The organism is Bhargavaea ginsengi (genome assembly GCF_900109165.1).
GTDB lineage: Bacteria > Bacillota > Bacilli > Bacillales_A > Planococcaceae > Bhargavaea > Bhargavaea ginsengi.
The window spans coordinates 382,640-409,220 of record NZ_FNZF01000003.1 but is presented as its reverse complement, the minus strand read 5'-3'; the positions used below and the strand labels follow the sequence as shown (position 1 = coordinate 409,220).

Below are 26,581 nucleotides of genomic sequence, written 5' to 3'. Positions count from 1 at the left end.
ACGCTTTATCGATCCGGCTTCCGTGTCCAAACGGATGGACGGCCGGAAAATCACAAACACGGTTTTCAAAACGTTGTTCTTCATGGCGACGCTTGTAGCACTGCTTGTGCTCGGTATCCTGTTCTACAGAATCCTGTCACAGGGCCTCGGCTTCCTGTCCCTGGACTTTTTCCAGAACTTCGCATCGCGATTCCCCGAGAAGGCCGGCATCAAGGCCGCACTTGTCGGATCGCTCTGGCTCATGGCTGTCGTCGCACCGGTTTCGATGTTCCTCGGTATCGGCACGGCGATCTACCTGGAGGAATACGCCAAGAAAAATCGGGTCAATGATTTTATCCGCATGAACATCTCGAACCTGGCCGGCGTTCCGTCCGTCGTCTTCGGTCTTCTCGGCCTGACAATCTTCGTACGGGCGCTCGCCCTCGGCAACAGCATCCTGGCTGCAGGCTTCACAATGAGCCTGCTCATCCTTCCGGTCATCATCGTGGCTGCGCAGGAAGCAATCCGCGCTGTGCCCCAGCACGTGCGTGAAGCATCCTACGGGATGGGTGCGACAAAATGGCAGACAATCGTCCGTGTTGTGCTTCCGAGTGCAATCCCGGGCATCCTGACGGGCAGCATTCTCGCCCTGTCCCGCGCGATTGGTGAAACTGCACCGCTCATCGTCATCGGTGTGCCGGTCATCATCCAGTTTCTGCCGTCCGGCGTCATGGATACGTTCACTGCGCTTCCGATGCAGATCTACGACTGGGCGAAGCGGCCGCAGGCTGACTTCCAGCAAGTTGCCTCAGCGGGCATCATTGTTCTTATGGCGTTCCTGCTTTTGATGAATTCGATTGCTGTCCTGATCCGGAATAAATTCCAGAAGCGATACTGAGAACTGGGAGGAAAAAAGGAATGGTACAACTTATGAACCGAACCGAAAACGAGACCCAAGCAGCCGTGAGCCCGCTGGAAGCCCCAGTCCGGGAAGCGGCAAAGCCGGTCGTTTATGATACGAAACAACTGAACCTCTGGTATGGCAGCCACCATGCACTGAAGAACATCGACCTGCCGATCCGCGAAAACGAAGTGACTGCGATCATCGGGCCTTCGGGCTGCGGGAAGTCGACCTACATCAAGACATTGAACCGCATGGTCGAACTCGTTGACGGAGTCCGCACATCGGGGGAAATCCTCTACCGCGGCCGCAACATTTTCGAAGCGAAGTATTCGGTCGAAGAACTCCGCACACGCGTCGGCATGGTATTCCAGAAGCCGAACCCGTTCCCGAAATCGATCTATGACAACATCGCTTACGGCCCGCGCATCCACGGCATCAAAAACAAAAAGGTCCTCGATGAGATTGTCGAACAGAGCCTTCGCGGCGCGGCGATCTGGGATGAGGTCAAGGACCGCTTGAATACAAATGCCTACTCGCTCTCGGGCGGCCAGCAGCAGCGGATCTGCATCGCCCGCGCGCTGGCGATTGAGCCGGACGTTATTCTTATGGACGAACCGACTTCCGCACTCGACCCGATCTCCACACTGAAAGTCGAGGAGCTCGTCCAGGAACTCAAAGAAAACTACTCGATCATCATCGTTACGCACAATATGCAACAGGCCGCACGGATCTCGGACAAGACGGCATTCTTCCTGAACGGGGAAGTCATCGAGTTTGACGATACGGATAAGATCTTCCAGAACCCGGCCGACCAGCGGACCGAAGATTACATCTCCGGCAGGTTCGGTTAAGAAGGGGGACACGAAGTTGAGAAAAGTGGGAAATGTAAGGAAGACGTTTGAATCGGAACTGGAAGAGCTCAAGGGCACCTTGCTTCGCATGGTGGACCTCGCGGAGCGGCAGCTCGGGGACTCGATGTCCGCACTGCAGACGCAGAATCTGACACTCGCAAATGCGGTGAAGCAGAACGATGCCGAAATCAATGCGCTCGATGATGAAATCAACCAAAAAGTGATCCAGCTGATCACCCAGCAACAGCCTGTCGCGACCGACCTCCGCAAGATCATTGTCGCGCTCAAGATCTCGACTGACATGGAACGCATCGGGGACCTTGCGGTGAACATCGCCAAGTCTACCCTCCATATTGGAGATGAACCGCTCATCAAACCGATCGTTGACATTCCGAAGATGGCGGACGCGGTCCGGGTCATGCTCCGGAAGGCATTCGACGCCTATGACCTGGAGGATATCGATCTCGCATTCGAGCTGGCCAAGGAAGACGATGCGATCGATGAGGCATACGGGCGGCTGATCCGGGAACTCATGGGATACATGCACCGGAACCCGGATCATGTGAACCAGATCACCCAGCTGGCCTTTATCTGCCGCCACCTCGAGCGGGTCGGCGACCACGTCACGAACATGGCAGAGAACATCATCTTCATGGTCAAAGGGAAAACACTGAATCTGAATGAATGATTTTAAAGAGGCTCCGGATAGGGGCCTCTTTTTCCTATGGACAATCAGGTGTACAATATAGTCAGAACATTAAGAAGGTGAAGCCGTGATTATCGAGATGGAAAATGTCTCCCGCAAGCGGGAGGGGAAATGGATACTAAAAGACATCAATTGGACAGTCCAAAAAGGGGATCACTGGGTGCTTTACGGGCTGAACGGTGCAGGCAAGACCTCGCTCCTTGAGCTCATCAATGCCTATCTGTTCCCGTCTACAGGAACGATCCGTGTGCTCGGGATGGAGTTCGGGAAGACGTATCTTTCAGAGCGGCTCAGGAAGCGGATCGGCTTTGTCTCTTCATTGGTCCAGCAGAAACTGGAGCCGGGAGACAATGCGTATGAGGTCGTCCTGAGCGGCGCGTACGCATCATTCGGGCTGTATGAGGAGACAACGGAGGAGATCGACCAAAAGGGGATCGACATCCTCAGGGAACTCGGCTGCCTCGAATATGCCAACCGAAACTATGAAACTCTGTCGCAGGGTGAAAAGCAGCGGGTGCTGATCGGCAGGGCGCTTATGGCCGATCCGGAACTGCTGATTCTGGATGAGCCGACAAACGGGCTCGATTTTCTTGCGCGCGAGGAATTGCTGGAATCAATCGGGCGGATCGCGGAAAGGTCCGATGCGCCGACGATCCTGTATGTCACGCATCATATTGAGGAGATCCTGCCGGCCTTCAACAAGACCCTTCTTTTGAAGGAAGGACAAGTCTTCGATGCGGGGGAAACTGATGAGCTCGTCACAGGAAAGCGCATGTCCGAGTTTTTCGGCATACCGGTCAATGTCATCTGGGACAATGGGCGGCCGCTTCTCTCGAAAGCGCAGGCGGTCAGGAACTGATTTGGGAACCTGAAAGGAGGGATTTCCATTGAATATCGGCATCATGGGTACAGGAAACATTGCGGAATACCTGCTTAAGTCCATTAATAAAGAAAAACAGGTCACGGGAATCGTCACCGCCGTCTTCGGCCGCAACCAAGCGGCGGGGAAGGGTCTTGCGGAAACATACCAGACCCGTTTTTATCGGGATTTTAACTCGTTCATCAAATCGGACATTGACATCGTTGTGGAGGCTGCCGCTGTTGAAGTGGCCGCCGCCTATTCGGTTCCGGTTCTGGAGAATGGAAAAGACCTGATTGTCAGCAGCGTCGGTGCATTTGCAGACGGCGGATTTCTGGAAAACGTCAGGGAAACCGCTAAAGATCATGGCCGCACCGTTCACCTGCCGTCGGGTGCTGTAGGGGGGCTGGATCTGCTGAAATCCGCAAATGCCCTGGGCGGACTGGAAAAGGTGATGATCACTACGAGAAAATCGCCCGCGTCCCTCGGGCTTGAGGGGATCAGCGAAGAAAAGAGGCTGTTTGATGGGCCTGCAGGCGAGGCGATCCGGGAGTTTCCTAAAAACGTCAACGTCGCGCTCGCCCTGTCTCTTGCCGGCATCGGAACGGAAAAGACGAGAGTCAGGGTCATCGCGGACCCGTCCGTTGAACGGAACACCCATACAATCGAGGCCGAAGGAAGTTTTGGAAACATAAAGACGACCATCGAAAATCTGCCCATGCCGGGCAACCCCAAAACAAGCTATCTGGCCGCCCTGAGTGTCCTGGCTGCTTTGAAAAATCAGGGGAATCCGGTGGTTATCGGGTAGGGGGGGGATAGTATGATCCGGGATGACTGGTTCACGGTTCAGAAGATCGATTCCGATACATATGCCATCAGCGAATATGGCCATTGGGAGAAAGTGCACTCATTTTTGCTGGTCGGCCGGGACAAAGCAATCCTGATTGACACCGGACTTGGAATCGGCAACATCCGGACGATCACCGACCAGCTGACCGATCTGCCGGTCGAGGTGCTGACCACCCACGTCCATGCGGATCATATCGGAAGCCACGGTCAGTTTGACAAGTTCTACGTTCATGAGGACGAGCTGGACTGGATCGTCAATGGAATCAAAGGGCGGACTGATGAGCAGATCAGGAAAGACATGACCCGCGACATCACCATCCCGACGCCGTCCGGTTTTGATCCGGAAGCCTATCGTCCGTTCCGTGGCGTTCCGGCCGGCACCCTGAAAGAGGGGGATGCCTTTGATCTGGGCGGGAGGATACTCAGAATCTATCATACGCCCGGACATTCGCCGGGCCACGTCACGATCCATGATGAGACGAAGGGCTATCTGTTCACGGGGGACCTGCTATATGACGGGACGCCGGTTTACGCGTTTTATCCGACCACGAGCCCCGAGGATCTGATCCGCTCACTGGAGCGGATTGCGGATATTCCGGGTGTGAGCAGGATTTTCGGTTCGCACAACACCTTGGGGCTGGACCCGGAGATTCTGCAAGAAGTCAAAGCGGCAGCAGGTGGGCTGCGGGAACGGAACCTCGTCAGGTTCGGCACGGGCACCCACCGGTTCAAAAGCTTCAGCGTACAGTTCTGATAAAAGCAGCAAAAACCCGCCCCGGACCCGGGGCGGGTTTGTCTGATTAAACTTGGATAAGGCCCATCAATACAGCGATGAACAGCAGGACGAGGGCCAGTCCCCACAGCCAGAAGAGGGAATAGCGCAGGTGCTTGCCCATCTCTAGGCCGGAGAGTCCGAGTGCCAGCCAGACGGCCGGCGCAAGCGGGCTGACGAACGTCCCGACAATGTTCCCGATGATCATCGCATAGGCGGTGGACAGCGATGGTACGCCATACGTCGCAGCAATCTGCTCGGCTACCGGGAACAGGCCGAAGTAGTAGGCGTCCGTGCTGAGGAGCAGGTCGAATGGAACGCCGAGAATCCCGATGATGATATGGAGGTAAGGCGCGACGGAAGCCGGCAGGATATTGACCGCGTCTGTCGCGATGGCATTGAGCATGCCTGTTCCGTTCAGGATACCGAGGAACAATCCGGCTGCCAGAATGATGGAGGCCATCGTCAGGGCGCTTGGCGCATGGGCGCGGATCCGGTCCATCTGGTCCTTGGTGTTCGGATAGTTGATCGGCAGGGCGATGGCGACACCGATCATGAAGGCCAGGCCTGCCGGGATGATGCCCGACATGAGCAGAGCGATGATGGTGATTGCCAGGATTGCATTGATCCAGAGAAGTTTCGGACGTGCGAGGGAGTTGGCGTCTTCTGCCGTATCCTGTTCGTCATTAATAGCATCATCAGCGGTCATATCGATTGTGGCCGCCAGTTCAAGAGAACCATACTTTTTGATAATGCGGCGCTGTTCCCTCATACCCAGAAGAACGGCGAGAACCAGCATCAGCACCATGCCGATCACCTGTATCGGAATAAGTGGCTGCCAAAGTTCCGTGACGTCCATGCCGAGGACGGACGCAGTACGCCCGAGCGGTCCCGCCCAAGGCAGCATGTTCATGATCGCCGCTGATCCTCCGACCAGGAGAAGAAGCAGGTACGGGTTCATCTTCAGCCGCTTATAAAGCGGGAGAAGGGCCGGTATCGTAATCAGGAATGTTGAGGCCCCCGAGCCGTCCAGCTGGGCGATTGTAGCGATCAGAACCGTGGCGATGCTGACAAGGATGACATTTCCCCTCGACCAGGCCACCATCTTGCTGATAATCGGGTCAAACAGCCCCACATCCTGCATGATGCCGAAGAAGATGATCGCGAAGATGAACATGACGGCGACCGAGATGACCGTGGCGATCCCGTCATCGAAGAAAGTTCCCAGTTCGGAGAAGGTGAATCCCGCGATGAAAGCACCGATGATCGGCGGAATCACCATCGCGACAATAGGGGTGACCTTCCCGCTGATCAGCAGGGCGACGATTACCAGTATGGTAAGAAATCCAATAACACTCAGGCTCATTTATAAGACCCCTTCCGATTATGTGAATGAATACGTTTGCAAGAGAGTGAAACTTTCCGCGTTTCGCATTGTAGTGAAAATATCACATGAAAGGGAAGGGGATAAAGATTACTATGATAAAACGGATATTTCTCATAAGAGACAATAAAGTTCATAAGTTTCACAGAGGCGTGTATCGGCGCTCCGGCCGTCCGACCGTTCCGTAGATCAGATGTGTCCGGATCTTGCCGGCGGCCACCAAATATTCCAGATAGCGCCTCGCCGTGGAGCGGCTCGTTCCAATTTCTTTGCTGAGTTTGGCTGCCGTAATGCCTTCCGTTCCGGATTCCCCGAAGAATTTGAGAATCTGGCCGAGTGTGATCGGATCGATTCCCTTCGGGAGGTTGTCCCCTTCTTTCGGGGCAGATGTGGAAAGCCCCCGGAAGCCGGTGAACCGGTCGATTTCCTGCTGGCTAAATGACGTCGCACTGTCGGCCAGCTCGCGGAAGGACCGATATCTTTCGAGGGTCCCCGCGAACCGGCCCGCGTCAAACGGTTTGATGACAATATCAAAGATGCCGCCGCGGAGAAGGCCCCGGATCGTTTCCGCTTCATTGGCCGCTGTGACGGCGATCAGGTCGATGTCAGGGTATTGATGCCTGATCGTCCGGAACAGCTCAAGCCCCTGTACATCCGGAATATAGAGATCAAGCAGGACCAAGTCGGGCAGCGGATCCGTCCCGGCGAGAAAGTCCAGTGCCTCCCGGCCGCTCCGTGCCGTTCCGGATACGCGGAAATCTCCCACGGACTCGATATACTGCCTATTGATATCGGCTACCCTGAAGTCGTCTTCGACGATCAGGACGGAAAAGTCATTCACAATCCTTCCTCCTCTTTTTTCGGGATGCTGATGATGAAGCAGGCGCCGGATTCCCCTTCTTCATAGGTGATTTCGCCACCGACTTCTGACAAGGACTGCCTTGAAAGGGCGAGGCCGATGCCACGGCTCTCTCCGTCCTTAGTGGAGAACCCGGACCGGAACAGCCGGTCGAAGTTCCCGGGCGCGACACCGCCGCCTGTGTCCTCGACTTCAAACAGGACATCATTCCCCAGGTCGGTGAAGTACACGGAAACAGCACGTTTTCCTCCCGGCTTTGCGCGCACGGCTTCAAAGGCGTTCTCGATTACATTGCCGAGTGCGGTCAGGAGGGCATCCTGACGGGCTTCGGACAATTCATGGGAAAGCCTGCTGTCCGGGTTGATGGACAGCCTGATGCCGAGTTCCGCCGCCCGGCTCTGCTTGCCCTGCAGGAGGGCTTGGATGAGCGGATCGGACAAGTGATCCTCCAGAAACTTCAGCTGTCCGGTCTGCATGCTGTTTTCTTTCCGGATATAGTCGATGGCTTCGTCAGAACGGCCGTTTATCAGCAGGCCGAGAATGATGTGCATCTTGTTGGAGTGCTCATGTGTCTGTGCGCGCTGCGTATTTGCATATTGCCGGATCCTGGAAAGTTCCTCCGTGATTTTCTGGAGATCGCTTTTTCTGCGGAAAGTGATGACCGAACCGGCGTATGCCCCGCTTCCCGCTATCGGCGTCCTGTTGGCGACAACAGTCTGGTTGCCGAGAACCATCTCCCTCCCCTGATAGGCTTCACCGGAATCCTCCGGGACGGGCAGCAGCCTGCTTGCGGAGCCGCCCGGCACCGCTTCCGGACTGTCGTCCAGAATCTCTCTGGCGGCTGCGTTGATGAGCGTAATCCTGTTGGATCCATCCGTTGCGATAATTCCTTCATGCGTGGACTGGAGAATTGCCTGCTGACGCGTATACAGAGAAGAAATTTCCTCCGGCTCCATGTTGCCGAGCAGCCGTTTGATATAGCTGGAGATGAGGACAGCACCAGCAATGCCGATGAGCAGGACAAGCCCGAGCGTAAGCCAGAGTGAGCGGGATCTGTGATCGATCAGCGTCTGTACGCTGTTGTTCAGGATACCGACTGAGACGACACCGACGATTTCCCCGTCCTCATATACCGGAACCTTTCCCCGGATTGACAGCCCGAGTGTACCCCTCTGCTTGGAAACATATGATTCTCCGTAACGAAGGGCGCGTTCGTTGTCGCCTCCGACCATTTCATCTCCGATCTTTTCCGGATCAGGATGGGAATAGCGGATTCCTTCCAGGTTGCCAACAACGATGAACTCCGCTTCCGTTTTATCCATTATGGGCGTAACGATGTCCTGTATGACGGCTGCGGGGTCTTCCAGGGCAAAGGCGTCCTGCAGCTCGGGAATCTCCGCGACACTGTGTGCGATGCTGAGAGCCCGCTTGCCGACCTGGTCCTCGATTGTATCCGAGAGGAGGTCGTGCAGAAGAAAAGCGAACAGGAGGGAGACCGTCGCAATAAGCAGGCTGATAAGCAAAATCATTTTGCCGCGCAGGCTGAACCGCCCGGAGAGGATGTTCCCTTTTTCCAAAGCTGTCGGCCTCCTTTCCGCTTCCGGATCGGGAAGATTTATTTTTTAATTATAGCTGAACGTAACATGTTGATGGGACAAAGGAGGGGAAGTTCGTTGATAGAAGAAATCAGGAAAGCCGTACGGCTGCGAAAGGAAGGACGACTAAAAGAATCAAATGCATTGTTGGTGGAACTGGCAGAGAAACACCCGGATGATCCTGAAGTCCGATATCAGGCAGCGTGGAGCTTTGATGTGATTGGGGAGGAGGGTTCGGCGGTACCGCACTATGAGACAGCCATCCGTACGGGTCTGTCAGGAAAAGATCGGGAACGGGCGTACCTCGGACTCGGCAGCACATATAGGACACTTGGTGATTATGAAAAGTCAAATGAAGTCTTTACCCGGAGAAGTTAAGAATTCCCGGAGAACCGCGCTATTCAGGTGTTCCATGCCATGGTGCTTTACAACCTGGGACGCCACACGGAAGCGATGGAACTTCTGCTGATCAACCTGTCGGATACCACATCGGATCCGGCAATCAGCGAATACGGGAAGGCGATCCGCTTTTATGCGGACAAACTGGACCAAACCTGGACATAAAAAAACGTCCGGACATGCCGGACGGATGTACTCATCGTTTTTTCCTCACGATAAAGCTCAGATGGCGCCCCGCCTTCTTGTCCTCGCGGTACGAGAAGCCGTCGGGGCTTTTGAACGTGCATGTACGGTCAATGCTGATCCGGTCTGCCGGAATGCCCGCCTGGAGGAGCTGGGCTTCGACTGTTCTCTGGTTGTCGATATGCCATTTTCCGGTTGCTTCATTGTACTCGATGAATTCATCGGCATAGCCGAGTGCCCTGAACTTCTCATAGACGTCGCGGTTCACTTCGAACTTTTCCTGGCTGAGCGCGGCGCCGAGCTGCACGCGGAAGCCGCCGGGATCGCAGCCTTCAACCTCATTAAGGTGCCTGAACAGCTTGGGGGTGATTTCCTTCACGGTTCCCTGCCAGCCGGAGTGGATCACTCCGGTCAGGCCGGCTCCATCATGGGAAAAGATGACCGGCACGCAGTCCGCGGTGAAGCTCCCGATCAGCACATCCGGCTCGAAGGTATAGAGTGCATCGGTGTCCGGTATCGCGGTGTCCGCATGCTCTGCACCGCGGCCGAAGTCGTCAGCGGTCACTTTGTGGAACCGGTCGCTGTGCGTCTGGTGGGCGAGGACAAAACGGGACAGCGGCACGCCGGCCCAATCTGAAAGTGCCAGGCGGTTCTCCATGATCTTCTCCTGACTTTCGCACGAGTGGAGCGCCATATTGTTGGACTCCGGCCGGGCCGGCTCCTTCATCGTCATGCCTGCCAAGACATGGTCGTTCATATAGATTTTTGGTTTCATTTTTCATCACCTGCTCTCATCTTATCGAAAGTTGTGAGCCTCACACAAGTTAACATGGGTTAACTAAAATAAATTATAGGTTGACTAAATGGAGTTTCTCTATCTATGATATTTGTGTTAACAAAATTTATATGTTGGTTAACATAAGTGTGGGGGGAATGAATCATGCAAGCAACCGCAACAACAAGAGCTCAGACCAGATGGCATCCTCTAGATCTCATCCATTGCGCGCTGTTCGCGACGCTGATGATGATCGGTGCGAACATTACGTCATTCGTGCCGTTTCTCGTGGTCGGGGGTGTGCCGATTACGCTTCAGACGTTCTTTGCCATCCTGGCGGGACTGATTCTCGGCAGCCGCAAAGGGGCCATTGCCTGCACGGTGTATATGCTGATCGGACTTGCGGGCGCGCCGGTGTTTGCCAGGTTCGGCGGAGGTGCTTCATCGCTCGTGTCGCCGACATTCGGCTTTATCGTCTCGTTTATCCTGATCGCTTATGTGGCGGGACGGATTGTTGAGCGCAGGGGGACGCTCAAGTCATTTGTCATCGCTGCTCTGGCTGCGACAGTGATTAATTACCTATTTGGGACAAACTGGATGTACGCGGCGTATAGCCTGTGGTTCAGTGCTCCTGAAGGCTTTTCCTACTGGATGGCATGGGCCTGGATGATGCCGCCGCTCCCGAAGGACATTCTGCTTGCGGTACTGGCTGGGATTTTTGCTTTCCGGCTGCAGAAAGTGCTGAAAATCATTCCGATTAAAACAGATGAGGGGGAAATGCGATGAATTGGCAGACGCTCGCAGAAGAAGTGATCGGGGGAAAAGTGCTGACGGATGAAGAGGCGATGAACATCCTCGAAACGGACGATGATGATCTCCTGCCGCTCCTGCACGGGGCGTTTACGATCCGGAAGCATTATTACGGGAAAAAAGTGAAACTGAACATGATCATCAACGCAAAAAGCGGCTATTGCCCGGAAAACTGCGGCTACTGTGCGCAGTCCAGGGACTCCACCGCACCGATCGAGAAGTATCCGTTCATCACGAAGGAACAGATTCTTGAAGGCGCCAGGCGGGCGTATGAAAACAAGGCCGGCACGTACTGCATCGTGGCGAGCGGCAGGGGCCCGACGACAAAAGATGTCCGCGTTGTCAGCGAGGCAGTCGAGGAGATTAAGGAAACGTACGGACTGACGGTATGCGCCTGCCTCGGCATCCTGAAAGAGGAGCAGGCGGCAAAACTCAAGGAAGCCGGTGTTGACCGTTATAACCATAACCTGAACACATCCGAACGCCACCACGATTTCATCACGACTTCCCATACATACGAAGACCGGGTAGGGACAGTCGAGATGGCCAAGCGCAACGGCATGTCCCCGTGCTCCGGCGCCATCATTGGCATGAGGGAGACAAAGGAGGACGTCATCGATATCGCGCGGTCGCTGCGTGCACTGGATGCGGATTCGATTCCGGTCAACTTCCTCCATGCCATCGACGGGACGAAACTGGAAGGTACGGATGAGCTGAATCCGCGCTACTGCCTGAAAGTGCTTGCCCTCTTCCGCTACATCAATCCGACCAAGGAAATCCGCATCTCCGGAGGGCGCGAAGTCAATCTGCGCTCCCTTCAGCCGCTCGGCCTGTACGCGGCCAACAGCATCTTCGTCGGCGACTACCTGACGACAGAAGGACAGGAAGAAAACAGCGACTTCAAGATGCTCCAGGATCTCGGATTTGAGATTGAGATGCCGAAGATGGCAGAGCCCGTCTGAACAATAAACGAAGAGAGACATCCGGGACGTTAATTCCCGGGTGTCTCTCTTGTTTGCCGCGTTCTGATGCGGCGGACCGCCAGCAACGCAAAGACGCTATAGATCGACAGCAGCATCAAGCTGGCTGCGGTTGAGAACTAAAAGGCATTATAAATCTGATGGGCACCGAGAAAAATCAGGAAGGCCAGGAGGATCCATCCATTGCGCCGGCTGTTCAAAAAGACCGCCGTCCAGATAACCGCCGCGATCGCTCCTGTCACCAGTACCATCGCTAAAATCGAAACGAACTCAATCATCCCCATCCTGAACGCCCCCTTTTTTCCAGTATAAAGAAAATCGGCAAGGGTAGAAACCCTTGCCGATTACTTATACAAATTGGTTAGAGTGCTGTCTTGATCCCGAAGCCGACAAGCAGGGCGCCCGCCGCTTTCATGAAGCCATTCTGGAAACGGGCGTTGTTCAGCCAGCGCTTGGCATGGTCCATGATGAACACTAAGATGAAGAACCAGCTGACCGCAAGTCCTGTCAGGATGAGGCCGAGAACGATCAGCTGCTCCGGCACGTTGCCTTCCAGACTGATGAACTGTGGCATAATGGTCACATAGGCGATGACGGTTTTCGGGTTGAAAATGTTGCTGAGCAGGCCTTGGCGGAACGATTCCTTATGATAGGATTTCGTTCCCACGGAAGGATCCGCTTCGAGTTCTTCCACGGAAAGCAGGTTCTTCGCGAACAGGCTCCTGATGCCGAGGTAGATCAGATAGGCGGCCCCGAGGTACTTGATGATGGTGAACAGCACAACCGATTTTGCGATGACGACGGCGAGTCCGAGCACCGCAATGAGCGTCCAGAACATCAGGCCCGTCGCCATGCCCAACGTCGAATACCGGCCGGCTTTCGTCCCGTGACTCAAGGTGTTGCGGACAAGCAGAATCGTGTCCGCTCCCGGCATAATGACAATCATCGCCGCTATCGTAATGTATCCCAAGAGTCCGTCCATCTGAAAACCTTCCTTCCGTAACGAGTGTTTTGCATAATTATAACTGGATTTTTACGGAATTTATATATGAAAGTGTTTTCAGACAATATATTGCGTATTATTCATGCGTGTTTTTAAACTTTATATGCATATAGTTGCATATCGTATACATTCATCCCGCCATGAATCCGGAGATGGGAGCCTATTCATGAAACCTTCAAATCATCAGGCCGATCCGCCGCAGGAATTTAAAAAACGGATGGTTGCTGTCTTCGGGGAGGCGGGCAGGACCTATTTGGATGGGCTTGGAGAAACAATCGCCCGTTACACGAAGGATTGGGGGCTGACCGTCAAAGGTCCCGCACCGAATCTCTCTTACAACTATGTGCTATTCGTAACACGTGCGGACGGGACGGAGGCCGTGCTGAAGATCGGTGTGCCGACGGAGGGCAGCCGGAATGAGGTTCTTGCCGTGTCGGCCTACGCAGGGGACGGTTGTGCCGAACTTCTCCGCGCAGTACCCGAGGACGGGGTCCAGCTGATCGAACGGCTGTCGCCGGGGTTCATGCTCCGGACGATCCGGGATGAAAGGGAAGCAACGGAGCGCTTCTGCGAGGTTTGGGCGCAGATCCGCAGGCCGCTTCCCGATGGCGCGGCTATCCGCCCGGTCGGAAAAATGGGATTGGAGGCGTTCGCCAATTACCGGGCCATGCATCCTGGCGGCGGTCCTGTTCCGGAAAGCCATGTCGCGCTTGCGGAGGATTGTTTCCGGTGGCTGGCCGAGCATGGCCGGACAGAATTGCTCCACGGCGACCTCCATCACCAGAACATCCTGCTGGATAAAAAGCGAGGCTGGATGGCAATCGATCCGCATGGCTATGCGGGCGACCCCGCCTGTGACCTGGCACCTTACCTCTACAATGAGCTGGAAGGAAAACCGCTCGAAGAAACGCTTGCCCTGCGCACGTCTGTTATGCTCGGGCGGCTCCCGGTAGGCAGAGAGCGGCTTTTCCGTGCCTGCATCGCGATGACCGTCATGTCTGCCTGCTGGAATGCAGAGGAGGGGAACCTACCGGGAATCCGCCTGCAGAACAGGATGACCGACTGGTGTCGAGGCCAGCTCACGTAACAACACGAGCCGTCCGGAAGCACCCGGGCCGCAAGGCGGAGGACAATGGATGGATCTGATGGCGGCATTCCTAATCGGGGATGCCGTTTTTGCTGTTCTGATGTACCCTAAGGCATTCAAATAGGCGGCCATATTTTTGCATGGCCGCCAATCAGCTTATTTCCCTTCACTTTTGCCTGCATCATTCGGAACCAGGAACATAATTGACAGCAATGCGAGCACGCCGAAGGTGACATTGGTGATAATCCCTGCGGTTGCCGCGACATCCAGCCCGACGTTGGCTGCGATTGACGCATAGACAGTTCCGGAAATCGCGACTCCGAAAGCGGCGCCTAGGGAACTCGCCATTTTATAAATACCCGACGCAGCCCCGATTTTTTCATTAGGAGCATTTGAAACTGCGGTGTCCGTAGATGGCGTCGCATAAATCCCCAGTCCCAAACCAAATAAGGCGAATCCGATAATGACGACGATGGTGTATCCGATATCCGGCAAGAAAGTCAGGCCCATCAGCCCAACTCCGATCACCGTCAAAATGTTACCCCAGAGCATCGGTTTTTTTGCACCAATCCGTTGAAGAATCTTTTCTCCTACACGGATCATGGAAAGGACGGCAATCAGATATCCGATGGAAAGAAGCCCCGACTGAAACGAGGTATATCCTCTTCCTTCCTGCACATATGTGTTCGCCACAACTAATGTTCCGGCAATGGCATTGAGAAGGAAGTTTGAAATGGTTGCACCCGTATAGGGCCCGTTCTTAAATAACTTGAAATCGATGAGGGCATTCGGTTTCCCGTTTTCAATCTTGATAAAGACAATGGTACCAATGACTGCAACGACAATCAGGGAGATCGTCAGCCAGTTGCCCCAGCCCATGTCAGCACCTTGTGTAATGAAAATATTCAGGGCCAGCATGGCGATGATGAAAACGATCAGACCGCCAACGTCAAATTTGGAATGTCCGGTCTGCTTTGCCTTGCTCTCCGGCGTATCTTTGATCAGCCACAAAGCCAGAACGGCAAAAATGATGGATAAGATAAAAATCCACTTCCACCCCATATAAGTGGCCACCGCTCCGCCAAACAGCGAACAAAGGCCGGAACCGCCCCAAGAACCGATGGACCAGTAGCTGAGTGCCCGCTGCCGGTCTGCCCCTTCAAAATAGTCTTTGATCAGGGCAATCGTTGACGGCATGATACAGGCAGCCGATACGCCCTGAATGATCCGGCCGACAATGAGTAGGAATGATCCGTTTGCCAACACTAAACAAAGTGAGCCGATGATGCTTAAGATCAGGCCGACGTTCGTGATTTTTTTCCTTCCGATTTTATCGGCAAGACCGCCCGCAGCAACAATGAAGATCCCTGAGAAAAGGGCGGTCAGGCTGATTGCGATGTTTACCGTTCCCGCTGATACCCCCAGGTCCTCTTGGATTGCCGGAACGATGTTGACCATGGCCTGGGCAAAAAGCCAAAAGGTCAGTACCCCAAATACAATTCCGATGATTAATCTGTTCGTCCCCCGATAGGCGGTTTCCACCATTCTCACTTCCTTCGTTTTGTCCTCTATTCAGTCTTTGCCGAACCGGCTGACCTATACGCACATAACCCATTCATGGTGTGCCGGCGAAAAAAGATCTTGATGGGTAAAGGGCTGCCGGTGGTTTTGTCGAACAGTAATAAAGGACTGAACATAAATGGGGGAGAATTGATGGAAACTGCATCTGGAAAAGAAGGAACGATGGAATACCGGCTCGACCAAGCCGCAGAGAAAGAGGGGTTCTCCGGTGCTGCCGGGGCGGATTCTGGTGACGCAAAAGTCCGTGCATTTGCATGGGGACTTGCTGACAGATCGGAGGAGCGTGAAAACCGGCCGGATACAAAGTTCGGCATTGCATCCGGGTGCAAGGTATTCACGGCAATCGCCGTCCTCCGGCTTGTGGAGGAAGGGAAGCTTTCTTTGGAATCGACACTGGCTGAATGCCTGGACGAGACGTTCCCGAATTTTGATCCGGATATCACTATCCATCAGCTGCTGACGCATACGTCCGGCGTGCCGGATTACTTTGACGAGGCTGTTATGGACGACTTCGAGGAGCTGTGGAAGGAACTTCCAATGTATACGATTCGCAGCCTGAATGACTTTCTGCCGCTTTTCCGCGACCGCGGAATGATGTTCACGCCGGGCGAGCGGTTCCACTACAACAATGCGGGCTACATCCTGCTCGGACTGATCGCCGAGCAGGTATCCGGCATGCGCTTCACCGATTACGTGGAGAAGCACGTATTCCGTCCTGCCGGCATGACGGATTCCGGCTACTGGCCACTGGACCGCCTGCCGAAAAACACGGCTACAGGTTATATCGATGAAGGAGACGGCACGTGGCGTACGAATGTCTACTCGCTGCCAGTGCAGGGCGGTTCCGACGGCGGTGCGTTCACGACCGTGCCGGATATGCACAAGTTCTGGGACGCGCTTCTCGGCAGGCGTCTGCTCGGGGACGAACTCACCGCGAAACTGCTCACCCGGCACGCGGAGGACGAGGACGGTGATGGATATGGTTACGGGGTGTGGGTCGACATGGAAGACGGACGCGCCGAACGGATCCATGTCATGGGCTATGACCCGGGTGTCAGCTTCCATTCCGCCATTTATCCGGCATCAGGAGCGGTGTTCACCGCAGCATCAAACAAGTCGGAGGGCGCGTATCCGATGATGGAAGCCTTTGAGGAATATCTTCATTCAATGGAGGGGAAATCATGAACCGGATCAATCTTCTGACGCTTGGCGTCAGTAACATGGCCGACTCACTCCGCTTTTATCGGGACGGCTTGGGTTTTGAGACCTCTGTCACGGAAGACAGTCCGGACGTTGTGTTCTTCAGGAACGGCGGCACCCGCCTGGCGCTTTATCCGCTGGAGGAATTGGCCAAGGACATCGATGCGTCCGATCCTCCCCGAGGAAGCGGTTTTGCCGGCATTACCATTGCCTACAATGCCAAGTCCGAAGAGGAAGTGAACACCGTCATGGAACAGGCCCGCAATGCCGGAGGAACCGTGCTGAAACAGCCTGAGAAAGTTTTTTGGGGCGGCTACTCCGGATATTTTTCGGATCCGGACGGCTACGTATGGGAAGTCGCCTATGGACCAGATTGGCAGTTCGATGGGCAGGACATGCTTGTCATCGATTGATTAGGGGGAAAGCAAATGAGCATTGGTAAGGAGTATCTGAAAGCGGTCCGCGGCAGATTCGACCAGCTGAAAGATCAGGGGGACCGGGCTGTTGCCCAGCTTGGGGAGCGGGAGATCCACTATGTGCCGGGAGCGGAATCCAACAGCATTGCGGTGATTGTCCGTCATCTCTCTGGAAATATGATTTCCAGATGGACCGACTTCCTTACGACAGACGGTGAAAAGCCCGACCGAAACCGGGACGGGGAATTCGAAACCGTATCTGTTACAAAGGCGGAGCTGCAGGAAATCTCCGAAGCGGGATGGAAGGTCCTCTTTGAAGCGCTGGATAGCCTTGATGAAGACGATCTGCTGAAAGAGATCCTGATCCGCGGAGAGCCCCATACCGTAATTGAAGCGATGGAGCGCCATTTGAGCCACGTCGCATCCCATATCGGCCAGATCGTCTACATTGCCAAGATGCTGAAGGGTGAGAACTGGAAAACGCTCAGCATACCGAAAGGCCAATCAGAGGCATACCGGACAAAGACGCCGGGGCAATAACGTGAGATATAATAAACTCACCCGAATCCGCGGGTGAGTTCTTTTATGGAGGCATTCAGATGAACGAACATGAAACAGACCGGCTCCTCGGCATCCGGACGGCGGGCATCCAGGACTGGGGCGTGCGCTCCATCCATGACAACCGGTACGAAGCGACCCCTTACGAAGGGCTGGATGCCCTGCTGGATGAATACCGGCCCGGCAAGACAAGTTCTGTCGTGGACTTCGGATGCGGCAAGGGACGGACGGCTTTTTATATCAACCACAGAACCGGTGCCTCCGTGACAGGAGTAGAGATGGACGGCCAGCTTTACTTGGATTCACTGGAAAACCGGGATCTGTATATGATAAAGAAAAAGAACCGGCTAAAGGGGGCGGTCACATTCATCCGCTGCAGGGCTGAAGAATACCGCGTGAAGCCTCTCGATGATGTCTTCTATTTTTTTAATCCGTTTTCGGTCAGCCTGTTTGCCAAGGTGGTCTCAAACATCCTGAAGTCGGTGGAGGAACGGCCGCGGATGGTTGATCTCATCTTGTATTATCCGACGCTCGATTACCTCAGCCACCTCGAAAACCATTCTCCGTTTCTCCATCTGGAGGATGTCCCTGTGCCGGGCCTCGAAGAGAAAAACCCGAATGAACGATTTTCAATTTGGCGATTCGGAAGTTTCACGTGAAACAGAAAGGCGTCCATGTCGAAAAATGTTGGACGGTTCTGATATAGTTGGGCTGTATAGAAGTCCTGAAAACCCACCACCCACCAGGAAAAGAGGTGAATACATAAATGACAAATGAGAAAATCAATGACTTCAAACAAGTGATGGGGAATTACCCGACCGGCGTGACGGTCATCACGGCGACGGCACCGGATGGAACACCCGTCGGCATGACGGTCAACTCGTTCGCTTCCGTATCGCTCGACCCGATGCTGATTCTCTGGTCAATTGACAAGCGGGTCTCCACTTACGATACATTCATAAATGCCAAGCAGTTTGCAGTCCATATCCTGGCGGCTGATCAGGCAGAAATGTGCACCCTGTTTGCGAGCCATGGTCTGGACCGGTTCAAAAACTGTGATTGGGAAATGTCAGCGGAAGGCCTTCCGATCATCAAAGGTGCTGCTGGTGTTCTGCACTGCAGCATGCATACAACAGTTGGAGGCGGCGACCACCGCATCCTGATCGGCGAAGTCAAGCATATCGATAACCACGGAAAAGAACCGCTTCTTTACCACCGCCGCAAATTTGATGCCATCCCTGAGTCGTTCTACGAATAAGGTCATGGCTGAAGCAGCTCTTTTGATTGGCTCCCCGGAACGCCCAACGATGTTCGGGCCTTCCCGGGAGCCTTTTATATGTACAAAGAACCAAAATAATAATTGTTATCCATAACCACGCTAACTGTATAGGCGCGGGTGACTGTTTTCGTTATAATGGGAACAATGAAAAACGGAGGAAGGTGACATAGTGGAAAAACTTACAGAAAAAGAACTGCTGGATGTACTGGGGGAACTGTTCTCCGATGAAATCTCGATCGGTGTCACCGATAATGAAAAATATATCTATTACCGTCCGAGCAAGCGGGTCGACCTGAAGATTCGCGTAGGAGACCCGGTTAAGGAAGGCACGATTGCCCACAAGGCGCTTTCCTCGGGACAGAAGGAATCAGAATTCATCGACCGTCAGGTGTTCGGAATCCCTTATCACGGGATGGCTGTACCTTTCCATAAGGATGGGGAACTGCAGGGCACGGTTCTGGCCGTTTATCCGACCTATACGGAAGGTAAGTCAGTGGTGACGATCAGGACAGAAGACGGCTGGAAGCCTGTCCCGTTCAGTGACGTCAAATACTTTGAAGTGAAGGACCGCAAGACTCAGGTCGTCACGGAAGGGCTGACGGGCACGCACAAAAATACATTGCAGGAATTCGAATATGTCCTGCCGAGGGACATGTTTGTCCGCTGCCACCGTTCGTTTATCGTGAACGTCCATCACATCAGGGAAATCTTCCCGGACTCCCATTCCACATTCCTGCTGGAGATGGACAATGGAGACCGAGTGCCGGTGAGTCAATCCTATTCCAGTTATTTTAGGAAAATATTAGGATATTAAAATTGTGCGGTTTTAGTCACACTTTTCTGTAGGTCGAACATGAAACCGGCTTTTCTGACCCAAAACCTCTTCCGTGAAAGCGTTTTAGGGAATAATGAGAATAAGTTAATTTATACTTGCTCCTAATTCCAACTAAAACTTTCAGAAGAGGTTGATTATACGATGACTAACATTCAACTGGATCGCATTGAAAATGAAGCATTGCGTAATCGTGTTGTATCGCCTGAGGAGGCAGCATCCTGGATCGGAGACGGCATGACGCTCGGACTCAGCGGCTTTACCCGTGCCGGTGACGTGAAAGCGGTTCCGTTCGCGTTGGTCGACCGTGCAAAAGAGAACGGCTTCAAAGTGAACGTATTCACCGGAGCGTCCCTCGGTTCGGATGTCGACACGCTGTTCGCCGAGGCGGGCATCGTCAACAAGCGTCTGCCATTCCAGGCGGATCCGACAATGCGCAAAAGCATTAATGCAGGCGATATGTTCTTCGTGGACCAGCACCTTTCGCACACGGCTGAGCTTGTACGTTCCGGCGTCATGGGCCCGATCGATTTTGCAATTGTCGAAGCGGTTGCGGTCAAGGAAGATGGTACGATCATCCCGACAACATCGGTCGGCAACTCATCGCTTTTCGCCACTCATGCGAAAAACATCATTGTGGAAATCAATATGGCACAGACCCCGCTTCTGGAAGGCATCCATGATATTTATGAGCCGGGCAAGCAGGGCGAGCGCGGCCCGATTCCTCTCCAGAAAGCGGATGACCGCATCGGCGCGCCGGGCATCAAAGTGGACCCTGAGCTGATCCGCGGCGTCGTCTTCACTGACCAGGCGGACTCTCCGTCGACAATCGTCCAGCCGGATGAGGAAACGAAAATCATGGCGGAGCATCTGCTCAGCTTCCTCCGCAAGGAAATCGAGCTCGGCCGCCTTGATGAAACACTTGCACCGCTCCAGTCGGGAATCGGCAGCGTGGCAAACGCGGTCCTCCACGGCATGATCGATTCCGAGTTCAAGAATCTTGAAGTCTATTCGGAAGTGCTCCAGGACGCGGTGTTCGACCTGATCGATGCCGGCAAGGTCGACTTTGCTTCGTGCTGCTCGATCACGCTTTCCGACGAGAAGATGAAGCAGGTCTTCGGCAACTTCGAGCAGTACCGCGACAAGCTGCTCATGCGTCCTCAGGAGATGTCCAACCATCCTGAAGTAATCCGCCGACTCGGGCTCATCTCCATCAATACGGCACTCGAGTTCGATATCTACGGCAACGTCAACTCCACGCACGTATCCGGCACGAAAATGATGAACGGCATCGGCGGCTCGGGCGACTTTGCACGCAACGCGCGCCTCGCAATCTTCGTCACGAAGTCGGTTGCCAAAGGCGGCAACATCTCCAGCATCGTGCCGTTCGTCTCACATACCGATCACACCGAGCATGACGTGGACGTCGTCGTCACCGAACAGGGCTACGCGGATCTCCGCGGCCTTGCACCGCGTGAGCGCGTTCCGCTCATTATCGAGAACTGCGTGCACCCGGACTACAAAAAGCAGCTCTGGGCGTACTACCAGGAAGCACTCGAGCGCGGCGGCCAGACGCCACACGTCCTCGAGAAGGCATTCTCCTGGCATCAGCACCTTGCCGAGCACGGCACGATGAAGATGGAAAAGGAAGTTGTCGAAACAAAATAATCAATCCGCCCCTGCCCGTCTGCGGCAGGGGTTTTCCTGTTTTGGTGTGTCATGACAGAGAGCGGCCATCCCTGATATGATGAAGCAAATAGGGTCCACGGAAGGGGTATGGTTATGAAAGCATTGCTGAATGTGGATTATACGATCGACTTTGTCGCTGATGACGGTAAGCTGACCTGCGGCAAGCCCGGGCAGGCGATCGAGGGGGAAATCGTTCGGCTGACCCGCGAATTCCTGGAGCAGGGTGACTATGTCGTCTTCGCGATCGACCGTCATGAAGAAGGGGACACCTGCCACCCGGAAAGCAAGCTGTTCCCGCCGCACAACATCGCCGGCACCGAAGGGAGGGACCTGTACGGCGAACTTCAGGCGGTGTTCGAGGCCCATCAAAATGACGAAAACGTCCATTACATGGACAAAACCCGCTACAGCGCGTTTGCCGGTACCGACCTGGAGATTAAGTTGCGGGAACGCGGCATTACCGAATTGCACCTTGTTGGAGTTTGCACCGATATCTGTGTGCTCCACACTGCGGTGGATGCATATAACAAAGGCTTTTCCATTACCGTCCACAAAGATGCCGTCGCGAGCTTTAACCCGGCCGGACATGAATGGGCACTGGAACATTTCACGAACACGCTCGGCGCAAAAGTCGTCTGAGCATCCTCTTCCCCGGACCATGAGGCGGTCCGGGGATTTTTGTTCCATTCCGCGGGCAGGCTAATGCAGGACATACCCGAGAATAATTTGATATGATTTCATAATCAGGACCGAACAAACGGGAAGGAAGGCTTATTGCCCCGGCCCCCGGGTATCTGTACTATGAAATGCGGCCGGTTTCCTGACGGCGCATCCACATTTAAAGCAGTTCCGCTTTTCTTCCTTAAAAGGGCTGCAATACATAATTCTGGAGGACTTTATGCAACACAATTTCCTGCCCGTTATCGTGGGCACCGATATAAACGCCTACAACATGTCGATCTCGTTTCATGAGGAATACGGCATCCATCCCGTCCTCGTCGGGAAAGAGCAGATGGGCTTCACGAGCATGAGCACCATCCCGCAAGCCATCGAGTATGATTCCGAACTGTGGAACAAGGATGCTTTCGTCCCGATTCTCGGACGGGTCGCCGAAAAGTACAAAAAAGAAGGCCGGCAGCTGCTGCTGATCGGCACAAACGATTTTTATGTCCGGCTCATCATCGAACACCAGGAAAAGCTCAGTGAGTGGTATGTGTTCAACTACATCTCAGAGGACCTGATGAACGACCTGCTCGTGAAAAAGAACTTCTACCGCCTGTGCGACGAGCACGGCCTCGATACGCCGGACACGTATTTCTACAGCTGTCGCGAACAGGGCGACTTCGGCAGGGACATCGGGTACCCGGCAATCGTGAAGCCGAGCAACGGTGTGGAATACTACAAGCACAAGTTCGACGGCCAGCAGAAGGTTTACCGTGTTGAATCGCTTGCCGAGCTGCAGGACGTGATCGACAAGGTGAACGCATCAGGCTACAAGGAAGACCTGATCATCCAGGATTTTATCCCCGGCGACGACACCTATATGTGGGATTCCGTATTTTATGTGAACTCAAAAGGGAAGGCAGAGCTCGGCACGCTCGCTCAGGTGGTGCTGCAGGAGCATACTGTCACCGCGATCGGCAACTACACGGCGCTCGTCACCCGCTATGACGAGACGCTCATGCAGAAGCTGCAGCGCTTCCTGGAGGCGGTCGGGTACCGCGGATTTGCCAACTTTGACCTGAAATATGATGTCCGTGACGGCAAGTTTAAAGTATTTGAAGTGAACATCCGCCAAGGACGATCGAGCTACTACACGACGGCCAACGGCCACAATATGGCCCGCTACCTCGTCGATGACGTGATCCGCGGGAAGGAAAAGGAACTGACCTACCTGAACACGGAGTTCCTGTTCACGGTCGTGCCTAAAATCGTCCTCAAAACATTCGTCGACAACCCGGAGATCAACGAGGAAGTGCGCCGGCTGCTGCGTGCCGGTAAATGGGGAAACCCGCTGTTCTACAAAGGCGACAAGCACCGCAAGCGCCCGTTCTACATGCTGGCGCGACAGATCAACTATTACCGGAAATATAAGAATAACCAGTGGAGTTCATGACAATCGGAACCGGGGATGCCCGGTTCTTTTTAATGCAGCAAAAAGCACCGGCAGGAATTTCCTGTCCGGTGCATCGCTGCTTACTGTGCCGGCCCGTCCGCAGGCACTTCGCTCATGAGGGCGAGGTGGTTGCCTTCCGTGTCCGCGAAAAAGGCCATCCAGGTCTCGGTGTTGCCCATTTTGGCGACCATGTGGGGCTCGCCCATAAACGGGACGCCGGCCCCCTGGAGTTCCCTCGTACGCGCATGAATGTCGTCCGTATTGAAATAGATGACCGATCCGCTTGATGCAAACGCTTCGTGCTCCGGTACGGCCAGCATCAGACGGACGCCGCCGCACGTGAAAAATGCCATCTTTTCCGTATTGAACAAGAGCGGAAGCCCCAGCTTCTCCGAATAAAACTCCACAGCACGGCCGATATCCTCTGCCGGCAGACCGATCTGTCCGATCGTTGTTTCCCCCATTTTCCCAGCTCCTTCCCCCTGATACTTCCAAGGTACTTTTCCGGAAAGCCTTTGTAAAGTACGATAAGGAGACGAAAGGCAGGGATCGTGATGGAAACAATCGTCTTTGAAGGTGAATTGAAAAACGGGCAGTCCATCCTGATGCGCAAACTCTGTCAGGAACAGCTCCCGGAGATCCTCGCGCTGCAGGAAGAAGTGATTGATGCGCTCGAGGTGAAGGAGCGCCTCCAGCCGCTGACGGAGGACGAGTTCCACTTTATCCTGGACGGCAACGGAGAGATGATCGGGGTGTACGCAGACGGGGAGATGATCGCCTGGCGGGCGATGCTCATCCCGGATAACGACCATGAAGGGCTGGGCCGCGATGTCGGCGTTCCGGAAGAGAAGATCGGCCAGGTCATCTATCAGGAGATCTCCGCCGTTTCGCCAAAATGGCGCGGCTATTCACTCCAGACACTCATGGGGCTTGTCCTCATGGACCGCGTGGACGCCGAGCGCTACCGCTACGTCTGCTCGACGGTCATGCCGGGGAACATCCCGAGTCTGAAGGACAAGTTCAAGCAGGGCCTCGAAGTCCGGGCGCTCAAGGAGAAGTACGGAGGCAAACTCCGGTATGTATTCTTTAAAGATCTAAAGGCGCCGGAGCAGCGGTGGGCGGAAAGCCTGGATATTCCGATGGATGACATCGCCGGCCAGCAGAAGCTGCTTGCCGAAGGCTGGGCAGGAACGGTGATGGTGGAAAACGGCAATGGTTGGTTTGTCCGCTATGAGCGGTGATGGGGCGCGAGTGTTACGCAATGGATACTGAGTGTTACACAAGCATACACAAGCAGCCCTGACTGTTACCCGCCTGCCCAGCCAGCTGGACAGGCCGCCTTCGCGGGACATCGAGCGGCTTAATGCAATGATGGAACTGCTGATTGCAAAGATGAGGCAAGACGAAAGCAGCTGACAGCACCCGTTGGGGTGACGGTCAGCTGCTTTGTTATTGGTGCACAAACTGGAATTGAATCTGTTAGGTCAGCTGGTTCAGGAACATCGTCGCAATTCCGAAGTAGATCAGAAGCGAGAGGATGTCGTTGACGGTCGTGATAAGGGGGCCGCTTGCCACGGCGGGGTCGAACTTGAACCGGCTGAGGACGAGCGGGATGATCGTGCCCGCGAGTGTCCCGATGATGAGCGTGATCACGAGCGATGCTCCGACCACGATACCGAGAATGAAGCTGCCCTGCCAGATAAAGGCGATGACCGAGATGAGGCCTCCGCAGATGATTCCGATGATGATGCCGACGAAGAGTTCCCGGAACACAACACCGATGGCGGTTTTCAGGTCGAGGTCCTCGGTCGCCAGTCCGCGGACGACGAGCGACAGCGACTGTGTGCCGGTGTTCCCTGTCATGCCGGCGATCAGCGGCATAAAGAAAGTGAGCGCAACTACTTGGTTGAGCGTATCCTCAAAACCGCTGATGATGCTTCCCGAGACAAGCCCGATAAAGAGGAGCAGGATCAGCCATGGAAGGCGCCGCATGGCCGCTGTCACCGGCTTGGTCCTGAAGTCGATCTGCTTCCCGGTTGCCATGAGCATCTCGATGTCCTCATCCGCTTCCTGGACGATGACATCGATGACATCGTCTACGGTGATGATGCCGACGAGTACGTTGTCACCATCCGTGACCGGGATCGCGACAAAGTCATAGCGGGCAAACTGCTTGGCCACGTCCTCCTGGTCGGTCTGGGCATCCGCCGAAATGACGCGGCGGGACATGATGTCCCTGACCGGCGTCTCTGCATCGGTCAGGAGCAGCTGACGGTACGACAAGACGCCGATCAGCTGCTTGTCGCTGTTGATGACATATGTATAGTTCAGATATTCCGCATAATCGCTGTAGTTTTTCAGCTTCTCGACAGCCTGCCCCACCGTGTAGTTCTCATGCACCCAGACAAAGCGGTTGGTCATGATGCGGCCGGCCGTCTCCACCGGATAGTCGAGTATTTTGCGGACGTTTTCCGCTTCTTCCTTGAGCATCAGACCGGTAAGCCGGTCGATTTCCTCCGGGGACAGATCTGTCAGCATCGCGGCAAGGTCATCGTTTTGCATCATGTCGAGAACCGGAATGGCCTTGTCGGGGCCGAGTGAACGGATGAACTCCATTTGCTCATCAGGCTCCAGGTACGGCAGCATCTCTGTAATCGTCGGCAGGTCAAGCCACTCCAGGAGAAGCTGATGATGTTTTTTCGGGATGTCCATAAACTGCACGGCCTGATCGTACGGCCGCAGATCCAGGAACAGCTTTAAAAAACCTTTCCGGTCGCCTTCTTTCAGCTGCCGGATAAGGGCGATGGTGAGCTGTTCGGCGCGGATTTCCGCCACCATATGCAACGCCTCCTTCCACTGTTTTCACTATACCCATCCGTCCGGGGCTTAGACCGCGACCGGGACTTTTCTCCCGC

28 protein-coding genes and 1 pseudogene are annotated in these 26,581 nt (G+C 54.5%); 20 read left to right on the top strand and 9 right to left on the bottom strand.

Features of this window, described 5'->3' with window-relative positions:
* Positions 1-34: 34 nt before the first annotated feature.
* The 6 genes from pstA (at position 35) to BMX91_RS10815 (ending at position 4,902) form a co-directional block, all read left to right on the top strand.
* Positions 35-877 carry a phosphate ABC transporter permease PstA gene (gene pstA, locus BMX91_RS10840; protein ID WP_407640878.1) on the top strand — a complete coding sequence of 281 codons (843 nt, stop codon included), beginning with the start codon at positions 35-37 and terminating at the stop codon, positions 875-877.
* 32 nt (positions 878-909) lie between these two features.
* Entirely contained in the window at positions 910-1,734 is an 825-nt protein-coding gene (gene pstB / locus BMX91_RS10835; RefSeq protein ID WP_245744409.1) for a phosphate ABC transporter ATP-binding protein PstB, read from the top strand.
* A gap of 25 nt (positions 1,735-1,759) precedes the next feature.
* Entirely contained in the window at positions 1,760-2,422 is a 663-nt protein-coding gene (phoU, locus tag BMX91_RS10830) for a phosphate signaling complex protein PhoU (protein WP_245744407.1), read from the top strand.
* A gap of 85 nt (positions 2,423-2,507) precedes the next feature.
* Positions 2,508-3,299, top strand: a complete 792-nt coding sequence (locus BMX91_RS10825) for an ABC transporter ATP-binding protein (RefSeq protein WP_092053741.1) — start codon at positions 2,508-2,510, stop codon at positions 3,297-3,299.
* A gap of 28 nt (positions 3,300-3,327) precedes the next feature.
* Positions 3,328-4,107 carry an aspartate dehydrogenase gene (nadX, locus tag BMX91_RS10820; protein ID WP_092053737.1) on the top strand — a complete coding sequence of 260 codons (780 nt, stop codon included), beginning with the start codon at positions 3,328-3,330 and terminating at the stop codon, positions 4,105-4,107.
* Between the two features lie 12 nt (positions 4,108-4,119).
* Positions 4,120-4,902, top strand: coding sequence for an MBL fold metallo-hydrolase (locus tag BMX91_RS10815; RefSeq protein WP_092053734.1), 783 nt, complete (start codon positions 4,120-4,122; stop codon positions 4,900-4,902).
* 46 nt (positions 4,903-4,948) lie between these two features.
* On the opposite strand, the gene BMX91_RS10810 is transcribed toward BMX91_RS10815, so the two are convergent.
* The 3 genes from BMX91_RS10810 to BMX91_RS10800 all read right to left on the bottom strand — a co-directional run bounded on the left by BMX91_RS10810 (position 4,949) and on the right by BMX91_RS10800 (position 8,740).
* A complete protein-coding gene (locus tag BMX91_RS10810) occupies positions 4,949-6,286 on the bottom strand; it encodes a CitMHS family transporter (protein ID WP_092053730.1) in 1,338 nt (445 codons plus the stop codon).
* Between the two features lie 160 nt (positions 6,287-6,446).
* On the bottom strand, positions 6,447-7,145 hold the full coding sequence (locus BMX91_RS10805) for a response regulator (RefSeq protein WP_092053725.1): 699 nt from the start codon (positions 7,143-7,145) through the stop codon (positions 6,447-6,449).
* The gene (locus BMX91_RS10800; protein WP_245744391.1) at positions 7,142-8,740 is read right to left on the bottom strand and encodes an ATP-binding protein; all 1,599 of its coding nucleotides are present in this window, start codon (positions 8,738-8,740) and stop codon (positions 7,142-7,144) included. The genes BMX91_RS10805 and BMX91_RS10800 overlap by 4 nt, the downstream gene beginning before the upstream one ends.
* A gap of 72 nt (positions 8,741-8,812) precedes the next feature.
* On the opposite strand from BMX91_RS10800, the pseudogene BMX91_RS10795 reads away from it, so the two are divergent.
* Positions 8,813-9,322: pseudogene (locus tag BMX91_RS10795) on the top strand (tetratricopeptide repeat protein).
* Positions 9,323-9,353: 31 nt separating this feature from the next.
* Here the strand turns inward: BMX91_RS10795 and pgeF are convergent.
* A complete protein-coding gene (gene pgeF, locus BMX91_RS10790) occupies positions 9,354-10,115 on the bottom strand; it encodes a peptidoglycan editing factor PgeF (protein WP_092053721.1) in 762 nt (253 codons plus the stop codon).
* A gap of 165 nt (positions 10,116-10,280) precedes the next feature.
* Between pgeF and BMX91_RS10785 the strand changes: the two genes are divergently transcribed.
* Both BMX91_RS10785 and bioB read left to right on the top strand, forming a co-directional pair.
* Positions 10,281-10,901, top strand: coding sequence for a biotin transporter BioY (locus BMX91_RS10785; protein ID WP_092053718.1), 621 nt, complete (start codon positions 10,281-10,283; stop codon positions 10,899-10,901).
* Entirely contained in the window at positions 10,898-11,887 is a 990-nt protein-coding gene (gene bioB / locus BMX91_RS10780; RefSeq protein ID WP_092053714.1) for a biotin synthase BioB, read from the top strand. The genes BMX91_RS10785 and bioB overlap by 4 nt, the downstream gene beginning before the upstream one ends.
* Before the next feature lie 137 nt (positions 11,888-12,024).
* Here the strand turns inward: bioB and BMX91_RS15780 are convergent, their stop codons facing one another.
* Entirely contained in the window at positions 12,025-12,189 is a 165-nt protein-coding gene (locus tag BMX91_RS15780) for a hypothetical protein (protein ID WP_177168356.1), read from the bottom strand.
* A gap of 77 nt (positions 12,190-12,266) precedes the next feature.
* Positions 12,267-12,887 carry a LysE family transporter gene (locus BMX91_RS10775; protein WP_092053710.1) on the bottom strand — a complete coding sequence of 207 codons (621 nt, stop codon included), beginning with the start codon at positions 12,885-12,887 and terminating at the stop codon, positions 12,267-12,269.
* Positions 12,888-13,074: 187 nt separating this feature from the next.
* On the opposite strand from BMX91_RS10775, the gene BMX91_RS10770 reads away from it, so the two are divergent.
* The gene (locus tag BMX91_RS10770; protein WP_177168355.1) at positions 13,075-13,995 is read left to right on the top strand and encodes an aminoglycoside phosphotransferase family protein; all 921 of its coding nucleotides are present in this window, start codon (positions 13,075-13,077) and stop codon (positions 13,993-13,995) included.
* Between the two features lie 156 nt (positions 13,996-14,151).
* Here the strand turns inward: BMX91_RS10770 and BMX91_RS10765 are convergent, their stop codons facing one another.
* Entirely contained in the window at positions 14,152-15,540 is a 1,389-nt protein-coding gene (locus BMX91_RS10765; protein ID WP_092053703.1) for an MFS transporter, read from the bottom strand.
* Between the two features lie 168 nt (positions 15,541-15,708).
* Between BMX91_RS10765 and BMX91_RS10760 the strand changes: the two genes are divergently transcribed.
* From BMX91_RS10760 to BMX91_RS10720, 9 genes are all read left to right on the top strand, one after another.
* Entirely contained in the window at positions 15,709-16,761 is a 1,053-nt protein-coding gene (locus BMX91_RS10760; protein ID WP_092053699.1) for a serine hydrolase domain-containing protein, read from the top strand.
* Positions 16,758-17,189 (top strand): VOC family protein, encoded by a 432-nt coding sequence (locus BMX91_RS10755; protein WP_092053695.1) that lies wholly within the window; start codon positions 16,758-16,760, stop codon positions 17,187-17,189. Before BMX91_RS10760 ends, BMX91_RS10755 begins: the two co-directional genes overlap by 4 nt.
* Positions 17,190-17,204: 15 nt before the next feature.
* Positions 17,205-17,732 (top strand): DUF1572 family protein, encoded by a 528-nt coding sequence (locus BMX91_RS10750; protein ID WP_092053692.1) that lies wholly within the window; start codon positions 17,205-17,207, stop codon positions 17,730-17,732.
* 59 nt (positions 17,733-17,791) lie between these two features.
* Positions 17,792-18,409, top strand: coding sequence for a class I SAM-dependent methyltransferase (locus BMX91_RS10745; RefSeq protein WP_092053688.1), 618 nt, complete (start codon positions 17,792-17,794; stop codon positions 18,407-18,409).
* Positions 18,410-18,516: 107 nt separating this feature from the next.
* Positions 18,517-19,008, top strand: a complete 492-nt coding sequence (locus BMX91_RS10740; RefSeq protein ID WP_092053684.1) for a flavin reductase family protein — start codon at positions 18,517-18,519, stop codon at positions 19,006-19,008.
* Between the two features lie 190 nt (positions 19,009-19,198).
* Positions 19,199-19,843, top strand: coding sequence for a LytTR family DNA-binding domain-containing protein (locus BMX91_RS10735; protein WP_092053681.1), 645 nt, complete (start codon positions 19,199-19,201; stop codon positions 19,841-19,843).
* Positions 19,844-20,005: 162 nt separating this feature from the next.
* A complete protein-coding gene (locus tag BMX91_RS10730; protein ID WP_092053677.1) occupies positions 20,006-21,529 on the top strand; it encodes an acetyl-CoA hydrolase/transferase family protein in 1,524 nt (507 codons plus the stop codon).
* Between the two features lie 108 nt (positions 21,530-21,637).
* The gene (locus tag BMX91_RS10725) at positions 21,638-22,189 is read left to right on the top strand and encodes a cysteine hydrolase family protein (protein ID WP_092053674.1); all 552 of its coding nucleotides are present in this window, start codon (positions 21,638-21,640) and stop codon (positions 22,187-22,189) included.
* Positions 22,190-22,448: 259 nt separating this feature from the next.
* Positions 22,449-23,666 carry a carboxylate--amine ligase gene (locus BMX91_RS10720; protein ID WP_092053670.1) on the top strand — a complete coding sequence of 406 codons (1,218 nt, stop codon included), beginning with the start codon at positions 22,449-22,451 and terminating at the stop codon, positions 23,664-23,666.
* An 80-nt stretch (positions 23,667-23,746) separates the two neighbouring features.
* On the opposite strand, the gene BMX91_RS10715 is transcribed toward BMX91_RS10720, so the two are convergent.
* Positions 23,747-24,130, bottom strand: a complete 384-nt coding sequence (locus BMX91_RS10715; protein ID WP_092053666.1) for a VOC family protein — start codon at positions 24,128-24,130, stop codon at positions 23,747-23,749.
* A 90-nt stretch (positions 24,131-24,220) separates the two neighbouring features.
* Here BMX91_RS10715 and BMX91_RS10710 point away from each other — a divergent pair, with 90 nt between their 5' ends.
* Complete coding sequence (locus BMX91_RS10710) at positions 24,221-24,907, top strand: N-acetyltransferase (protein ID WP_092053662.1); 687 nt, start codon at positions 24,221-24,223, stop codon at positions 24,905-24,907.
* A 238-nt stretch (positions 24,908-25,145) separates the two neighbouring features.
* Here the strand turns inward: BMX91_RS10710 and mgtE are convergent, their stop codons facing one another.
* Positions 25,146-26,504 (bottom strand): magnesium transporter, encoded by a 1,359-nt coding sequence (gene mgtE / locus BMX91_RS10705; RefSeq protein ID WP_092053658.1) that lies wholly within the window; start codon positions 26,502-26,504, stop codon positions 25,146-25,148.
* Between the last annotated feature and the right edge of the window lie 77 nt (positions 26,505-26,581).

Bases quoted from the DNA above. Each gene is read 5' to 3' on its own strand.
- pstA (WP_407640878.1), top strand. From the start codon at position 35: ATGGACGGCCGGAAAATCACAAACACGGTTTTCAAAACGTTGTTCTTC.
- pstB (WP_245744409.1), top strand. From the start codon at position 910: ATGAACCGAACCGAAAACGAGACCCAAGCAGCCGTGAGCCCGCTGGAA.
- BMX91_RS10815 (WP_092053734.1), top strand. From the start codon at position 4,120: ATGATCCGGGATGACTGGTTCACGGTTCAGAAGATCGATTCCGATACA.
- BMX91_RS10810 (WP_092053730.1), bottom strand. From the start codon at position 6,286: ATGAGCCTGAGTGTTATTGGATTTCTTACCATACTGGTAATCGTCGCC.
- pgeF (WP_092053721.1), bottom strand. From the start codon at position 10,115: ATGAAACCAAAAATCTATATGAACGACCATGTCTTGGCAGGCATGACG.
- BMX91_RS10785 (WP_092053718.1), top strand. From the start codon at position 10,281: ATGCAAGCAACCGCAACAACAAGAGCTCAGACCAGATGGCATCCTCTA.
- bioB (WP_092053714.1), top strand. From the start codon at position 10,898: ATGAATTGGCAGACGCTCGCAGAAGAAGTGATCGGGGGAAAAGTGCTG.
- BMX91_RS15780 (WP_177168356.1), bottom strand. From the start codon at position 12,189: ATGGGGATGATTGAGTTCGTTTCGATTTTAGCGATGGTACTGGTGACA.
- BMX91_RS10775 (WP_092053710.1), bottom strand. From the start codon at position 12,887: ATGGACGGACTCTTGGGATACATTACGATAGCGGCGATGATTGTCATT.
- BMX91_RS10770 (WP_177168355.1), top strand. From the start codon at position 13,075: ATGAAACCTTCAAATCATCAGGCCGATCCGCCGCAGGAATTTAAAAAA.
- BMX91_RS10765 (WP_092053703.1), bottom strand. From the start codon at position 15,540: ATGGTGGAAACCGCCTATCGGGGGACGAACAGATTAATCATCGGAATT.
- BMX91_RS10760 (WP_092053699.1), top strand. From the start codon at position 15,709: ATGGAAACTGCATCTGGAAAAGAAGGAACGATGGAATACCGGCTCGAC.
- BMX91_RS10755 (WP_092053695.1), top strand. From the start codon at position 16,758: ATGAACCGGATCAATCTTCTGACGCTTGGCGTCAGTAACATGGCCGAC.
- BMX91_RS10750 (WP_092053692.1), top strand. From the start codon at position 17,205: ATGAGCATTGGTAAGGAGTATCTGAAAGCGGTCCGCGGCAGATTCGAC.
- BMX91_RS10745 (WP_092053688.1), top strand. From the start codon at position 17,792: ATGAACGAACATGAAACAGACCGGCTCCTCGGCATCCGGACGGCGGGC.
- BMX91_RS10740 (WP_092053684.1), top strand. From the start codon at position 18,517: ATGACAAATGAGAAAATCAATGACTTCAAACAAGTGATGGGGAATTAC.
- BMX91_RS10730 (WP_092053677.1), top strand. From the start codon at position 20,006: ATGACTAACATTCAACTGGATCGCATTGAAAATGAAGCATTGCGTAAT.
- BMX91_RS10725 (WP_092053674.1), top strand. From the start codon at position 21,638: ATGGTTATGAAAGCATTGCTGAATGTGGATTATACGATCGACTTTGTC.
- BMX91_RS10720 (WP_092053670.1), top strand. From the start codon at position 22,449: ATGCAACACAATTTCCTGCCCGTTATCGTGGGCACCGATATAAACGCC.
- BMX91_RS10715 (WP_092053666.1), bottom strand. From the start codon at position 24,130: ATGGGGGAAACAACGATCGGACAGATCGGTCTGCCGGCAGAGGATATC.
- BMX91_RS10710 (WP_092053662.1), top strand. From the start codon at position 24,221: ATGGAAACAATCGTCTTTGAAGGTGAATTGAAAAACGGGCAGTCCATC.
- mgtE (WP_092053658.1), bottom strand. From the start codon at position 26,504: ATGGTGGCGGAAATCCGCGCCGAACAGCTCACCATCGCCCTTATCCGG.